The sequence below is a fragment of the Pseudoxanthomonas daejeonensis genome, from assembly GCF_010093205.1.
GTDB lineage: Bacteria > Pseudomonadota > Gammaproteobacteria > Xanthomonadales > Xanthomonadaceae > Pseudoxanthomonas > Pseudoxanthomonas daejeonensis.
In genome coordinates this window covers 33,789-48,285 of sequence record NZ_PDWN01000008.1, presented here as the reverse complement: position 1 = coordinate 48,285, position 14,497 = coordinate 33,789, and the positions used below count along the sequence as shown (strand labels likewise).

Below are 14,497 nucleotides of genomic sequence, written 5' to 3'. Positions count from 1 at the left end.
CCGCTGCCATGTGCGTGGTCGCCTTCGCCATCGACGCCCATCCGCGCTGGCGCCTGGTGCTGGCCGGCAACCGCGACGAATTCCATGCGCGGCCGACGGCGGCACTGGCGCGCTGGGACGACGGATCCGGGATCGTCGCGGGCCGCGATCTGGAAGCCGGCGGCACCTGGCTGGGCGTGGATGCCCGCGGCCGCTGTGCACTGGTGACCAACGTGCGCGATTTCCGCCAGCCGCAGACCGGACTTTCGCGCGGCCTGCTGGCCAGCGACTACCTGCGCGGCCGCGGCGATGCGCGCGACCACGCGCAGGCATTGCTCGGCGATGCTGGCCGCTACCGGCCATTCAACCTGCTGCTGGTCGATCCACGCGGATGCGCGTGGGTGGGCAACCGGCCGCGGGTGCGTACGACCGCGCCCTCCAGCGGCGTGCACGTGCTTTCCAATGCCGAACTGGACACGCCGTGGCCCAAGGCGACGGCGCTGGGCCAGCGCCTGCGCGCCTGGCTGGACGAAGGCGGCGACACGGACTTCGCGACGCTGTTCGATGCACTCGCCGATGACACGACCCATGCCGACGCACAGCTGCCCGATACCGGCATCGGCCTGGAACGCGAGCGCTGGCTGTCGGCCGCCTTCATCCACGGCGAGGACTACGGCACCCGCGCGAGCACGGTGGTTGCGCTCGACCACGACGGCAACGGAACGATCATCGAACGCCGCTGGGGGCCGATGGGTGTGGCCTTGGGCGAGACGCGGCTGGCGGTAGGTCCCGCGGCCGGCTGAGTCTGGCGATGCACGCAGGTCTGGCACCCGCGATTTCGCGCGTGGATGCGACGTTCACCGCGCTGAACCGCAACCGCGCGTGCGTCGCCGCATTCACTTCCAGGTGAAGTCGCACGCGGCAAGGTGGCGTCCCGACACGATCAGGAGAGCCATCGATGAAGCTTCGTTCCCTTTCCCTCGCGCTGCTTGCCACGTTCGTTGCCGCCCCCGCGTTCGCCGCCGACAAGGCGACCGCGCTGGCCGAGCCGCAGGTCCGCGAACTGCTCACGAAACAGGGCTACACCCGCATCGACGACCTGGAGTTCGAGGACGGCATGTGGGAGACCGACGCCACCAGCGCCGACGGCAACCGCGTCGACGTGCGCGTGGATCCGGCCAGCGGCAAGATCTTCGCCGAAGACGTGGTCGCCACTTTCAGCGAGGAAGACATCAAGGCGAAGGTCACCGCGGCCGGGTACTCCAAGGTGCACGACGTCGACTACGACGACGGTGTCTGGAAGGCCGATGCCGAGCGCGAAGACGGCAAGAACGTCGAAGTGCGCGTGGATGCCAAGGACGGCCGCATCCTGGCCGTCGAGAACGACTGACCGTCAGTGACCCGGGCCACCGGTGGCTGCGCCTTCGTGCGTGGCCGCCGGTGCCGGGCGCGCATAGCGCCAGCCCACGACCCACGCGCCGGCCAGCAGCAGCGCCGCCAGGAACCACGGCGCCCCCGGAAGCTGCGCCGGTGCGCTGGCACTGACGAACAGCGCGAACACGTTGGCGAACAACAGTGGCCCGATGATGCCGGCCAGGCTGGTCAGGCTCATCAGCGCGCCCTGGATGCGGCCCTGCACTTCGGGTCCGACCTGGCGGGTGATCAACGCCTGCGTTGCCGGCGAGGCCAGCGCCCATAGCGCACTCACCGGCAGACCGACCATGAACAGCCAGCCGCTGTCGGCCAGCCCGTAGATGAAGAAGCCGGCGACACCGCAGGCCAGCCCGAACAGCAGCGTGCGGCGTTCGCCCAGCGCTTTCACCGTCCGTCCCACCAGGCCGACGTTGACCACGATGCTGAACACGCCCACCAGCGCCAGCATCCAGCTCACTTCGCGCGGACCCCACTGGAAGCGGTAGTCGGCGAACAGCACGAAGATGCTCGGGTACACGTAGTGGGCCAGATTGGCCAGGAACACCACCGCGGCCAGGCCGAACACCTGCGGGTAGCTGCGCAGCAGCGCCAGCGCACCGAACGGATTGGCATGCGAGGCATCGAAGCGCGGCGCGCGGCGCTCGGGCGGCAGCGACTCGGGCAGCACGAACCAGCCGTACAGGAAATTCAGCAGGGCCAGTCCGGCGGCGAACCAGAACGGCAGGCGCAGGTCGATTCCGCCCAGCCAGCCGCCGATCAGCGGACCGATGACGAAGCCCAGGCCGAACGCCGCGCCGATCATGCCGAAGCTCTTCGCCCGCTTCTCCGGCGCGGTGACGTCGGCGATGTAGGCGTTGGCGGTGGTGAAGCTGGCCGAGGCGACCCCCGAGATGATCCGGCCGACCAGCAGCATGGGCAGCGACGTGGCCAGCGCCATGAACACGAAATCCAGGCCCAGTCCCAGGCAGGAGAACAGGATCACCGGGCGCCGACCGAAACGGTCCGAAAGCGCGCCCTGCACCGGCGTGGACACGAACTGCACCGCGGCGAAGACCATGCCGAACACGCCGACCCAGCGCGCGGCGCTGACGATGTCGCCGCCGGTGAATTCCTCCACCAGGTGCGGCAGCACCGGGATGATCACGCCGAACGACAGCACGTCGATCAGCACCGTGATGAAGATGAAGACCAGCGCCGCGCGCCGCGCGCCGGGCCTGTGCTGCAAAGGATGATCCACGCACGCGCCTCGGGAATGGGAGCCCGGGACTGCCGGCCGTACGCTGTTTCAGCGCGTGCCGGCGATGCAACCGGAAGGGGCGCAGTTTAGCGGGTGCGACGGCGACGGGCTGCGCGGATCGGGAATGGCGGCTGCGCGCGCCCTGTCGGGGCGGTCACGAAGGCGGCGCGGGCGCCGCAATCACGGAGGACTTGGCCGAGGGCGTCGGTGTCGCGGTCGTGCCCGCTCCTACAACAGCGGTGCGACCGAAATCGTCTGCACCAGCGTATGCGTCGCGCCCGGCGCCAGCTCGACCACGTCAGGGCCGGCGTTGCCCGCCTCCAGGCACACGAACTGGCGCCAGTGCGGCCCGACGTCGGCCATGCGCGCGGCGCCGGCCTCGCCCGGGTTCCACACGATCGCGGTGCGGCCGTCGCTCACTTGCAGGTCGATGCGCCGGCGCAGGCCCGGGTCGAACAGCCGGTAGCTGCCACCCGCTCCCGGGAACAGGCGGTCGGCACGGCCCGGGTCACGCGGATCGTGCAGGTTCCATTCGCCCTGCTGGACGTGGCGGTTGCCACCATCGTTCTTGTCCAGGAAGGGCTGGCCCTCGAGGCCTTCGATGCGCACCTGCTCCACGTCGGCGACGCGGAAGTAATTGTGCAGGGCCTCGGTGAAGCGCACGGGCTGGCCACTGGTGTTCTGCGTCACCAGACGCTGCTCCAGGGTGCGACCGATGCGCAGCTGCATGCGCAGGCGCAGCGACAGGTCCTGCAGCGGGGGGGGTTCCAGTTCCAGTTCCAGGGTGCCATCGGCTTCGCGACGCGCGGCCACAAGCTGCCAGGACAGGGTGCGGACGAAGCCGTGCGCCGGCACGTCGTTGGCCTGGCCCTGGCGGCTGAAGTAGGGCCAGCACACGGGGGTGCCGCCACGGATCGGCGTAGGCAGCGCGGCGCGCAGCGGCGACAGCCAGAACACGTCCTCCTGGCCGCTCGGCACGAACGACACCACCTGCCCGCCGAACAGCGACACCGCCGCCTTCGCCAGCGGCGTATCCACCAGCAAAGCATCCAGTCCCTGGAACTTGCCCAGGGCCAGGCCGGGAACCTCGTGCATTTTCTTCAGCGCCTTGCGGGTGGTGGGTGAGGGCGAATGCAGCAATGCAGGATACGCGGCGGGCAACGCGAACGCCGTGCTCGCCGGCAGTGGCGCCGGCCCGGCAGCCGCGCGCAATGCGTCGAGGATGCGTTGTCCGGCGCGGCCGTCGACCGGTTGCATGCCCAGCCGCTGCTGCTCGACCGCGATCGCCTGGCGGGTGGCGATGCCGACCATGCCGTCGGCCTGGCCGATGGGGTGGCCGCGCGCGAGCAGCAGGGACTGCAGATCCTTGCGCTGCGCGCGCGACAGGCCCGGATCGGCCGTCGGCCACGCGGTAACAATCCCGCTGCCGCCGCGCAGGCGGTCAGCAAGGGTCGCGATCGCCAGCGCGTAGCTCTCGGCCGCGTTGTAGGCGTAGATCGCGTCGTAGTTGCCGAAGACCAGGAACGCCGGTCCTTCTCGACCGGCCGGCAGCAGCAGGGCCGAAGGCGTCGACGAGGAGGCCAGTGCGGTGCCATCGACCCGGGTGACGCCGCGCGCGATCCAGTCTGCCAGCGGTCGGCGCTGGGTGCGGCCGGCCAGCGACGCATCGACGCCGGCGGGCAGCTTCACTTCGTAGCCCCACGGCTGGTCGGCGGTCCAGCCGGCGCGCACGAGGTAGTTCGCGGTCGACGCCAGCGCATCGGGAATGCTCGCGACCAGGTCGCGACGTCCATCGCCGTCGCCATCGACGGCGATGCGCGCATAGGTGGTCGGAATGAACTGGGTCTGCCCGAACGCGCCGGCCCACGAGCCGGTGAGTTGCGGATCGGCGAGGTCGCCCGCCTGCAGCAGCGACAGCAGGGCCAGGAACTCGCCGCGGAAGAATGCCTGGCGCCGGCCCTCGCAGGCCAGCGTGGCCAGCGATACGCGCAGCGGACGCTTGCCGGTGACCCGGCCGTAGTCGCTTTCCACGCCCCACACCGCCACTACGGTGGCCGGATCGACGCCGTACTCGCCCTGCAGCCGCGCCAGCAGGTCGCGGTGGGTCGCCAGCATGGCGCGGCCGTCGGCCACGCGCTGGTCGTCGACCAGCCCGGCGAGGTAGTCCCAGATCGGCGTGGTGAACTCCGGCTGCGCGTCGAGCAGCGGCAATACGGTCGGGTCGGGCTGCAGGTCGGCGGTGTAGCGGGCGAAGCTGGCCGCATCGATCCCGCGCGCGGCGGCCTGCGGCTGCATCGCCGCCAGGCAACGCTGGAAGGCGGCGTCCTGCGCCCACGCCGGGAACGGCAGCGCCAGCAGCAGCGCAAGCACCGGGGCGGGAACGCGTATTGGAAGAGTGGGGGCGTGCACGGCTGCCGTCTCCATGGCCTGCCATCGCATTCTAGGGCGCGCGGCGTGGCCCGCGTTCACGACGCTCGCCACGACGCGCGCCGCACTCAGTCCGCGCCGGGAGTTGCTTCCACTTTCGCCGGCACCTGCAGCAGCTCCTGCGCCAGCACCAGGGCGGTGTCCTGCACCTGCGCACGGCCACTGATGGAGTTGGCCATCACTGCCACCGCCAGCCCCTGTTCGGGCACCAGCAGCAGGAAGGCGGCGGCGCCGGCCTGGGTGCCGCCGTGGTGGACCACCTGCAACGGCCGGCCGTCGACGAACAGCCGCGTCGACTGGTCCACCCGCCAGCCCAGCGCGTAGTTCTGCGGGTTGGCGCTGCCATCGGCCAGCGGCTGCGCGGTCCACATCGCCCGGATGCCTTCGGCCGACAGCAGCCGGCCGTCCTGCAAGGCCACGCCCAGGCGCGCCAGGTCGGCGGGCGTGGAGACCATGCCGCCGCCGGCGATGCGGAAGCTCGAATCGACCGGTCGCGCGGCGGTATAGCGGCCGCCCTCGCCCACGTAGAAGGCGACCCGGTCGGGCATCGCGTCGGGCGTGTCGACCGCGGTCCCGGTCATCCCGGCCGGCGCGAACACCTGCGCGGCCAGCAGTTCCGGGAACGGGCGTCCGGACGCGCCCTCCAGCAGCCTCGACAGCAGCGAATAGCCGAAAGTGGAGTACTGGAAGCCGGTGCCGGGCGCGAAACGCAGGCGGTCGTCGGCGAACATCGCCAGCCCGGCCTCCACGCTGGGGTAGTGCCGCTGCGAGTTGGCCTCGAACCAGCCCGGCCACAGCCAGCCGTAGGGCATGGGCGAGTAGTGGCGCACGCCGGCGGTGTGCGAGGCCAGCTGCCGCGCGGTCAGCGGCGCCAGCCCCGGGGGCAGGCCGGCGACCGCATCCGCGCCGGGTGCATCCAGGTCGAGCGCGCCGGCTTCGGCAAGGCGCATCATCGCCACCGCGGTGATCGGCTTGGCGATGCTGCCGGTGCGGTAGCGCGAAGCCACGCCCGCGGCCTGGCCGCGATCGATGTCGGCCCAGCCGCTGGCGCCGGCCCAGTCCAGTCCGTCGGTGCGCGCCACCGCCGCCGACAGCGACGGCAGGCCGGACGTGGCACGGGCGTCGCGCACGATCGCCATCAACCGCGCGGCCAGTTCCGGATCCATGCCCGCCGCAGCGCGCTGCTGTTCCTGCGCCGTCCCCACCGCCGGCACGACGGCGCGCGGCCAGCTCCAGCGGGCGTGGTAGGCCAGCGTCGGCGCGGCCAGCACCAGCAGCACCAGCGCCGTCCAGCCCAGGCTGCGCAACAGGCGACGCAACAGGCCAGGCGGCCTGCGAGGCGGCGGGGATACGGGCGGGGCGGGGCTGTTCATGCCGGTCTTCCTCATGGGTGCCGCGCCACTCTAAGCGGGCGCGGAGCCGGGGTGACCTGCCGGAAGTCAACCGGCGCGGCGGCTCAGCCCAGGTCACCGTCGCGGTAATACCAGCGTCCGTCGATGCGTTCGAAGCGGCTGCGTTCGGCCAGGCGCTGGGCACGGCCTCCGCCGACCCGGAAGCGGGCGACGAACTCGACCTCGGCGGTGTCCGCCCCGGTCGGCCGGTGCGATTTCACTTCCAGCCCCAGCCATGCGGTGCGCGCGCCGGGCGCGTCTTCCAGGCCCAGTTCGTCCGCCGGTGGCCGCGTGGCCGGATGCCAGGTGGCGAGCAGGTAGTCGCGCAGCTTCAGCACGTAGGCGCTGTAACGCGAGCGCATCAGCATCGCGGCATCCGGCGCCGGCTCGCCGTCGTGCCAGCGACCGCAGCACTGCCGATACGCCAGGCCGCTGCCGCAGGGACAGGCCTGCACCGCCATCGCCGGGCTCAGCGCCGGCCGCTTTCGATGAAGCGCAGGAACTCGGCGCGGGTACGCGCGTCTTCGCGGAAGCTGCCGAGCATTTTCGAGGTGACCATGCTGACCCCGCGCTTGTGGATGCCGCGGGTGGTCATGCACTCGTGCACGCCCTCCACCACGATGCCCACGCCCAGCGGATGCAGCACGTCCTGGATGCAATGGGCGATCTGCGCGGTCATCTTCTCCTGCACCTGGAAGCGGCGCGCGTAGGTCTCGACCACCCGCGCCAGCTTGCTGATGCCGACCACCTTGCCGTCGGGCAGGTAGCCGACATGGACGCGTCCGATGATCGGCGCCATGTGGTGCTCGCAGTGGCTTTCGTACTCGATGTCGCGCAGCACGATCATCTCGTCGTAGCCGGCGACCTCCTCGAAGGTGCGCTCCAGGTAGGCGCGCGGATCCTCGCGGTAGCCGCTGAACCAGTCGCCATAGGCTTCGGCCACGCGCTTGGGCGTGTCCAGCAGGCCTTCGCGGGAAGGATCTTCACCCGCCCAGCGCAGCAGGGTGCGCACGGCCTCTTCGGCCTGGTCCTGGGTGACGGGAGCGGACGTGTCCTGGTCGGTCATGGTCGGGGCACCGATGGCGGGGCGTGCATCGTACCCGAGTCGCGCCGGCTGGCCCGGTTTGGCCGGGTGCGGCCTCACGCGGGCGCGCAGGGCCGGGGGCGCCGGCTTGATCTCCACCCTAGGCGCCCGCAGGCGAACGGCCGGGCGCCCGGGGCCGTGTCCGTGCCGCCGGCAACGCCCGACCGCATCGCCCGCCGGAGCGGCGGAGGGGTCGGAGCATGACCATCCGCATGGTCCATGGCCGGCGGTTGGGCGCAGAATCGGCTGTCCCTTCACCCGAGAGTCCGCCGTGCGCCCAGTCTCCGTCCTGCCCCCCCTCGCCATCGCCCTGTCGCTGGCCCTGCTCCTGCCGGCGTGCTCCAAACCGGCCGGCGACTCCGCTGCCACTTCCAGCGCCACCGCGACCGCCGCGCCGACCGCCGAACAGGTCAAGGCCGAGTCCGAGCGCCTCAACGCCTGGTTCGACACCAAGTACGAGGAGCAGCTGCAGTTCAGCCCGATCCAGCTGTCGTTCCAGGGCCGCAAGGAACTCAACGACCAGATCGACGACATGTCCGAAGCCGGCGTGCGCAAGCAGCTCGCCTGGCTGGAAGCGTCGGTCAAGGAAATGGAATCGACCTTTGACTACGCCAGGCTCGACCCGGAAACCCGCCTGTCCTGGGACCTGTGGAAACGCCAGTACGAGAACGCGCGCGACGGCATGCCGTTCCTCGCCGACGGCTATCCGTTCGACCAGATGAGCGGCATGCAGAACCTGGTGCCGACCTTCCTGATCAACTTCCACAAGGTCGACGACGAGAAGGACTACCTGGCCTACGTCTCGCGCCTGCAGAAGGTGCCGGTGGCGTTCGACCAGCTGCTCGGGCGCACCGCCGCCTCGACCGCGCAGGGCATCCGTCCGCCGAAGTTCGCCTACGAGGGCGTGATCGACCAGTCGAAGAAGGTCGTTGCCGGCGCGCCGTTCACCGCCGGCCCCGACAGCGCGCTGTGGACCGACGCCCAGGCCAAGGCCGACGCGCTGGCCAAGGACGGCAAGGTCACCGCCGAACGCGCCGCCGAGCTGAAGGAACTGGCGCGCAAGGCGCTGCTGGAGAACGTGGCGCCGGGCTACGCGAAGGTGATCGCCTTCGCCGAGGAGGAACTGTCCAAGGCCCCGGTCAACGCCACCGGCGTGGGCACCACCCATCCCAACGGCAAGGCCTACTACGAATACCAGCTCAAGCAGAACACCACCACCGACATGACCGCCGAGCAGATCCACGAGCTCGGCCTGGCCGAAGTGGCGCGCCTGCGCGGCGAGCTCGAGGCGCTGCAGAAGAAGATGGGCGTGGAAGGCGACCTGCAGTCGTTCTTCGAACACGTGCGCAACGACCCGGCCCGCGTCTACCCGAACACCGACGCCGGCCGCCAGGCCTACATCGACCAGGCCACCGCCGACATCGCCAACATCAAGAAGCACCTGCCGGAGTACTTCGGCCTGATGCCGAAGGCCGACCTGGTGGTCAAGCGCGTGGAAGCGTTCCGTGAGCAGCCGGGTGCCGCCCAGCACTACTACCCGAGCACTCCCGATGGCTCGCGTCCGGGCGTGTACTACGCGCACCTGTCGGACATGAACGCGATGCCGAAGACCGAACTGGAGGTCATCGCCTACCACGAGGGCCTGCCGGGCCACCACATGCAGATCGCGATCGCCCAGGAGCTGACCGGCATCCCGAAGTTCCGCACCCAGTACAACACCACCGCCTACGCCGAAGGCTGGGGGCTGTACTCGGAGTGGCTGGCCAAGGAGATCCCGGATACCTACAAGACCGATTACGCCGAGTTCGGCCGCCTGATGTCGGAGATGTGGCGCGCGATCCGACTGGTGGTGGACACCGGCCTGCACGCAAAGGGCTGGACCGAGCAGCAGGCCATCGACTACTTCACCGCCAACAGCTCGGTCCCGGCGGCGGCGATCAAGTCCGAGGTGCAGCGCTACCTGGTCAATCCCGGCCAGGCCACCGCGTACAAGATCGGCATGATCAAGATCCAGCAGCTGCGCAAGAAGGCCGAGGCCGAACTGGGCGACAAGTTCGACATCCGCGGCTTCCACGACGTCATCCTCGGCGGCGGCGCGATGCCGCTGGACCTGCTGGAGCGCCGCGTGGACACCTGGATCGCGGAGAAGAAGTCGGCGGCCTGATCCGCTGCCCGGCTTCGATGATATGGAAAGGCCCGGCGCAAACCGGGCCTTTTTTTCGCACGACCGGTTCGCCGGGAACTCAGCGGTCTTCGCGCGTGCGCGAGGCCACCGTGTCCACGTCGTCCGGCTCGCGGAACGGCAGCAGGTACATGCGCCACACCGGCGGCTGCCGCGGCCCGATCCCGGTCTGCGCGACCGGGCCTTCGCTGTAGGTGCCGAACAGCCGGTCCCACCCGATCGCCGCGCAGGCGTAGTTGCTGTTGCTGTCCTCGAATACCGCCGAGTGGTGGCGCCGGTGCTGGTGGCTGGCAGTGAAGAGCAGGCTGAACACCGGCGTGGCCATCGCCAGGTTGGAATGGGCCAGCATCGAATTGAACAGCAGCAGCACGCCCGCGGCGCCGACCGCATCGCCCGGCGCGCCGGTCAGCGCGGCCAGCAGCACCAGCGGCAGCACCACCAGCACCAGCTCGAACGGATGGTTGGAGCCGGCGTTGAGCGCGTGCAGGTTCCGGAAGCCATGATGGAAACCGTGCCCGGTCAGGCGCCACAGCAGCGCCGAGGCGTGGATGGCGCGATGCACCCAGTAGTAGATGAGGTCGGAAGCGAAGTAGAGCACCAGTGCCTGCAGCAGCCACGGCCATGACTGCGGCCACAGCACCGCGCCCACGCGCGTGCGCAGCGGTTCCAGCGCCGCCGGCAGGAACGATTCGTAGGTGGCCAGCAGCGCGGCCGAGACTGCCAGGCCGAACAGGTACACGCCCAGCAGGCGTAGCCTGGCAGCAATACCCAGCCGCCATGCGGGCAGCGCCGGCACCAGCCGCTCGAGCAGTTCCATCAGCAGCAGCATCGTCGCCAGGGTCGCCAGCAGCGCGATCCCGTCCTGGCCCAGCATCCACCACAAGGCCAGCGCGCCGGCCAGCAGCAGCGGATGCCCCGCTACGCGCAACAGACGCGCTACGCCGCCACGCAGGCGGCCAGCGGGAGTGGTGGTGTCCTGGAAGGGAGGCATCCGCAGAGGGTACGGCATGGGGCGAGGGACAGGCGCGCGCACCTGCCGGGCCAGGGCAACGGCGCCATGCCACCCGGGCATGACTGACATGCCGGCACGGTCGCCCGCTAGATTCGCCGCGAACGCCGCAGGAATGCCGATGACCACGCGCAGGGACCTCTTCAAGACCATGGCCGCCGGTGCGCTGGCCGCACCGCTGGCCGCGCTTGCCGGTGGCGGCGACAAGGCCGCTCCAGCCGGACCGTGCGTACCGGCGCCGCCGCGCTGGCGCCGGGGCGTGGAAAACCAGCGTCGTGCCGACCTGGGCGACGGCACCTATCTCAATCCGATCGTGGCAGGCGACCGCCCGGACCCGACCATCCTCAAGGATGGCGACGACTACTACATGACGTTCTCCTCATTCCGCGACGTGCCCGGGATCGTCATCTGGCACTCGACCGACCTGCTGAACTGGGCACCGCTGGGTCCGGCGCTGCGCCAGCCGCTGGGCGACGTGTGGGCGATGGACCTGTGCAGGCACGGCGATCGCTACTACATCTACCTGCCGGCCAATCCGGGCGACAAGGGCTGGCGGATCTTCGTGATCTGGACAGACGACATCCGCGGCGGCCGCTGGAGCGATCCGGTCGACCTGGGCATCGAGCACTTCATCGACCCGGGCCACGTGGTCGGCGAGGACGGCAAGCGCTACCTGTTCGTCAACGGCATCCGCAAGATCCGGCTCACCGATGATGGCCTGGCCACCGACGGCATGCTGGAGATGGCCTACGAGCCGTGGCGCTATCCGGAAGAGTGGATCACCGAGAACTTCGCGCCGGAAGGTCCCAAGCTGTTCTGGCGCGACGGCTGGCTGTACCTGGTCACCGCGGTGGGCGGCACCGCCGGGCCGGTCACCGGGCACATGGTCATCGCCGCGCGTTCGCGTTCGGTGCACGGCCCATGGGAACACTGCCCGCACAATCCGCTGGTGCGCACGCTGTCGATCGACGAGCCGTGGTGGTCGCGTGGCCACGCCACCGTGGTCGAAGGCCCGGCGGGCGATGCATGGATGGTCTACCACGGCTACGAGAACGGCTTTCGCACGCTGGGGCGGCAGGCCCTGATGGAACCAGTCGAATGGGGCGATGACGGCTGGTTCCGCGCCAAGGGAGGCGATCTTTCGCGTCCGTTGCGCAAGCCGCTGCCGTCATCCAGGCCAAGCGCGGGTACGGCTTTGTCCGACGATTTTTCCGGCGACCGGCTCGGCACGCAGTGGTGCCTGTTCCAGCCGGGCGCGGACGGCCTGGCACGGATCAGCCGCTCGGGCGGCGCACTCGCACTGTCCGGATCAGGCTCCTCGCCGGCCGACAGTGCGCCGCTGCTGTGCACGATGGTCGATCGCAGTTACGAGATCGAAGTGACCGTAGAGGTCCCCGACGGGGGCGAAGGTGGGCTGCTGCTGTTCTACAACCACAAGGCCTTCGTCGGCCTGGGCGTTACGCCCGAAGTGGTGAAGACCTTCCAGTACGCGGAGGAACATCCCTGGGCACGCGTGCCTCGCCAAGGGAGCGGCGCGGTCCGCGTGCGGCTCACGAATGACGCGCACGTGCTGACCTGGCGCTACTCGTACGACGGGGGCCGCACCTGGCGGCTGCACGGCACCCGCATGGAAGTGTCGGGCATCCACCACAACGTGTTCGGCGGCTTCCTCAGCCTGCGTGCTGGCCTGTACAGCGCAGGCCATGCCCCGGTGCGCTTTCGCGATTTCCGCTATCGCGCGCTGCCGGACCCGACCCACCCCCGAGCAGCCGCGCCGGCAGCATCAGCAGCGCAGCCAGGAACGCGAACAGCGCGGTGAAAGTGATGCCGACCAGCCGGAACGGCAGCGACATCAGCCAGACCAGCGGCCACAGCACCAGCGCCAGGATCGCCAGCGGCCAGCACAGCACCAGCAGCAGGCACCAGGCCAGCAGGGCGATCAGGGTTTTCATCGGCGACTCTCCGTGGATGGGTCAGGGTGAGGTGGATGGCGATGCCGCCGCGGCCTGCGCCTGCAGCCTCGCCATCATTGCGCGGGCCTGGCGCTCGGACGCGAACAGGGCCCCGTTGGGCGCGTTGCGCGCGGCCGCGCTGGCGGCCAGGTAGATGCTGCCGAACTCCACCTCCAGCGACGGCTTGCCGTAGCGGGTGCTGAAGGCCTGGAGGAGTTCGGTCTTCCGCTGCGCAGGAAACAGGATCCAGACCAGGTCCAGGCGGTAGTCCTGGAATACCAGTTCAACCGTGCGCGGCCGGTCGGCATGGACGAAGCCGGCGCAGTCGACCGGGTGGCGGCTGATGCGGGCCAGCGGCGCGGTCGGCGGCGTAAGCACCCGGATCTCCAGCGACGTGCACAGCGGTGCCGGGCGCTGTTGCGCCTGCGCCACGGAACTGCCGAAGGCGAAGGGTCCGGGCCGAGCGATGTCCACGGACGCGCCCGGCAGCAGGGACAACAGGATCGCGCAGAGTCGGAACATCGCAGGCACTCCTTCGTTCCGCATGCGGACGCCCCTCGTGGACACCCGCGGCCGCCTCCATTGGCGACAGGGCGCCACAGTGCAGGCGGCCCGTGGCAGCCACAACCGGCATGCGACGAGTCGTGCTGTCGGCCGACGAAACCGGGTGGGCGACGATGGAGCCGGTCCGCCCGGGGCAGGTGCGCGCGCCACTGCGCTGGACCACAATGGCCGCGACACCCAGGGGATGGCCGATGAACGAACGCTTCCGCGCACTCGTATACGGCACCGTGTTTACGGTGCTGCTGGGCTGGATGCTGTACATCGGCCGCGACATCCTGGTGCCGATCGTGTTCAGCGTGATGGCGGTGTACGTCATCCTCGGCGCCACGCGGCTGCTGGCCCGGATCCCGGTGATCGGACCGGCGCTGCCGGTGCAGGCGCTGTACGCACTGGCCACGCTGGTGATGCTCGCTGCGCTGGCGTTGCTGGGCTGGCTTGCGATGGACAGCGTGGACCAGCTGCTGGCGCAGGTTCCGCATTACCAGGCGCAGCTGGTGTCGATGGTGCAGCAGGGCGCGGCGCTGCTGGGCGTCGAGTCGGCTCCCAGCTGGGAAGGCATCCGCACCGCGGTGCTGGCCCAGGTCAACCTGCAAAGGCTGGCCGGCTCGACCCTGGGCTGGGTCGCCTCGATGATCGGCGGCCTGACCGTGGTCGGCCTGTACGTGGCGTTCCTGATGATCGAACGCCGCCACTTCGACGCCAAGCTCGACGCGCTCTCGCCCGATCCGCAGCGCGGCGCCCGCGTGCGACGGATCGTCGGCGACATCAACCGCCGCATCGGCACCTACCTGGCGTTGAAGACCCTGCTGAGCATCCTGCTCGGCTTCGTAAGCTGGATCGTGCTGGCCGCGATGGGCGTGGAGCTGGCGCCGTTCTGGGCGCTGGTCATCGGCCTGCTCAACTACGTGCCCTACATCGGCTCGGTGCTGGGCGTGGCGCTGCCGGTGCTGTTCGCGCTCCTGCAGTTCGGCGACCTCAAGGCCGCCCTGGTGCTGGCCGGTGCGTTGTCGGTGGTGCAATTCCTCAACGGCAACCTGCTCGACCCTTACCTCATGGGCAGCTCGCTCAACCTCAGCCCGTTCGTGATCCTGGTCTGCCTGACCGTGTGGACCGCGCTATGGGGCGTGCCCGGCGCGTTCCTGGCCGTGCCGGTGACGGCGAGCCTGGTGATGGTGCTTGCCGAATTCCAGGGCAGCCGGCCGATCGCGGTGCTGCTGTCGAAGAAGGGCGAGGTCTGA

At 70.1% G+C, this 14,497-nt stretch carries 12 protein-coding genes and 1 pseudogene; 5 read left to right on the top strand and 8 right to left on the bottom strand.

Annotation, left to right across the window (positions count from 1 at the left end; genetic code table 11):
- Positions 1-8 precede the first annotated feature (8 nt).
- Positions 9-782 carry an NRDE family protein gene (locus CSC65_RS09295; RefSeq protein WP_162410295.1) on the top strand — a complete coding sequence of 258 codons (774 nt, stop codon included), beginning with the start codon at positions 9-11 and terminating at the stop codon, positions 780-782.
- Positions 783-937: 155 nt separating this feature from the next.
- The gene (locus CSC65_RS09290) at positions 938-1,369 is read left to right on the top strand and encodes a PepSY domain-containing protein (RefSeq protein ID WP_162410294.1); all 432 of its coding nucleotides are present in this window, start codon (positions 938-940) and stop codon (positions 1,367-1,369) included.
- 3 nt (positions 1,370-1,372) lie between these two features.
- On the opposite strand, the gene CSC65_RS09285 is transcribed toward CSC65_RS09290, so the two are convergent.
- From CSC65_RS09285 to folE, 5 genes are all read right to left on the bottom strand, one after another.
- Entirely contained in the window at positions 1,373-2,638 is a 1,266-nt protein-coding gene (locus tag CSC65_RS09285; protein ID WP_162410293.1) for a TCR/Tet family MFS transporter, read from the bottom strand.
- A 240-nt stretch (positions 2,639-2,878) separates the two neighbouring features.
- Positions 2,879-5,038, bottom strand: a complete 2,160-nt coding sequence (locus CSC65_RS09280; RefSeq protein WP_425501342.1) for a lytic murein transglycosylase — start codon at positions 5,036-5,038, stop codon at positions 2,879-2,881.
- Between the two features lie 107 nt (positions 5,039-5,145).
- Positions 5,146-6,450, bottom strand: a complete 1,305-nt coding sequence (locus CSC65_RS09275) for a serine hydrolase domain-containing protein (protein WP_162410291.1) — start codon at positions 6,448-6,450, stop codon at positions 5,146-5,148.
- 83 nt (positions 6,451-6,533) lie between these two features.
- Complete coding sequence (locus CSC65_RS09270; RefSeq protein ID WP_162410290.1) at positions 6,534-6,929, bottom strand: YchJ family protein; 396 nt, start codon at positions 6,927-6,929, stop codon at positions 6,534-6,536.
- 8 nt (positions 6,930-6,937) lie between these two features.
- Complete coding sequence (gene folE / locus CSC65_RS09265; protein ID WP_162410289.1) at positions 6,938-7,534, bottom strand: GTP cyclohydrolase I FolE; 597 nt, start codon at positions 7,532-7,534, stop codon at positions 6,938-6,940.
- A 289-nt stretch (positions 7,535-7,823) separates the two neighbouring features.
- Between folE and CSC65_RS09260 the strand changes: the two genes are divergently transcribed.
- A complete protein-coding gene (locus CSC65_RS09260) occupies positions 7,824-9,716 on the top strand; it encodes a DUF885 domain-containing protein (protein ID WP_238390339.1) in 1,893 nt (630 codons plus the stop codon).
- Positions 9,717-9,795: 79 nt separating this feature from the next.
- On the opposite strand, the gene CSC65_RS09255 is transcribed toward CSC65_RS09260, so the two are convergent.
- Complete coding sequence (locus tag CSC65_RS09255; RefSeq protein WP_162410288.1) at positions 9,796-10,725, bottom strand: sterol desaturase family protein; 930 nt, start codon at positions 10,723-10,725, stop codon at positions 9,796-9,798.
- Positions 10,726-10,858: 133 nt separating this feature from the next.
- On the opposite strand from CSC65_RS09255, the gene CSC65_RS09250 reads away from it, so the two are divergent.
- On the top strand, positions 10,859-12,562 hold the full coding sequence (locus tag CSC65_RS09250) for a family 43 glycosylhydrolase (RefSeq protein WP_162410287.1): 1,704 nt from the start codon (positions 10,859-10,861) through the stop codon (positions 12,560-12,562).
- Here the strand turns inward: CSC65_RS09250 and CSC65_RS16205 are convergent.
- Positions 12,498-12,695, bottom strand: a pseudogene (locus CSC65_RS16205) (hypothetical protein); the annotation flags it as partial. The gene CSC65_RS09250 and the pseudogene CSC65_RS16205 sit on opposite strands and share 65 nt — an antisense overlap.
- Before the next feature lie 21 nt (positions 12,696-12,716).
- Entirely contained in the window at positions 12,717-13,217 is a 501-nt protein-coding gene (locus CSC65_RS09240; protein ID WP_162410286.1) for a hypothetical protein, read from the bottom strand.
- Between the two features lie 233 nt (positions 13,218-13,450).
- Here CSC65_RS09240 and CSC65_RS09235 point away from each other — a divergent pair, with 233 nt between their 5' ends.
- Positions 13,451-14,497 carry an AI-2E family transporter gene (locus tag CSC65_RS09235; protein ID WP_162410285.1) on the top strand — a complete coding sequence of 349 codons (1,047 nt, stop codon included), beginning with the start codon at positions 13,451-13,453 and terminating at the stop codon, positions 14,495-14,497.

Bases quoted from the DNA above. Each gene is read 5' to 3' on its own strand.
- CSC65_RS09295 (WP_162410295.1), top strand. From the start codon at position 9: ATGTGCGTGGTCGCCTTCGCCATCGACGCCCATCCGCGCTGGCGCCTG.
- CSC65_RS09290 (WP_162410294.1), top strand. From the start codon at position 938: ATGAAGCTTCGTTCCCTTTCCCTCGCGCTGCTTGCCACGTTCGTTGCC.
- CSC65_RS09275 (WP_162410291.1), bottom strand. From the start codon at position 6,450: ATGAACAGCCCCGCCCCGCCCGTATCCCCGCCGCCTCGCAGGCCGCCT.
- CSC65_RS09270 (WP_162410290.1), bottom strand. From the start codon at position 6,929: ATGGCGGTGCAGGCCTGTCCCTGCGGCAGCGGCCTGGCGTATCGGCAG.
- folE (WP_162410289.1), bottom strand. From the start codon at position 7,534: ATGACCGACCAGGACACGTCCGCTCCCGTCACCCAGGACCAGGCCGAA.
- CSC65_RS09255 (WP_162410288.1), bottom strand. From the start codon at position 10,725: ATGCCTCCCTTCCAGGACACCACCACTCCCGCTGGCCGCCTGCGTGGC.
- CSC65_RS09250 (WP_162410287.1), top strand. From the start codon at position 10,859: ATGCCGATGACCACGCGCAGGGACCTCTTCAAGACCATGGCCGCCGGT.
- CSC65_RS09240 (WP_162410286.1), bottom strand. From the start codon at position 13,217: ATGTTCCGACTCTGCGCGATCCTGTTGTCCCTGCTGCCGGGCGCGTCC.
- CSC65_RS09235 (WP_162410285.1), top strand. From the start codon at position 13,451: ATGAACGAACGCTTCCGCGCACTCGTATACGGCACCGTGTTTACGGTG.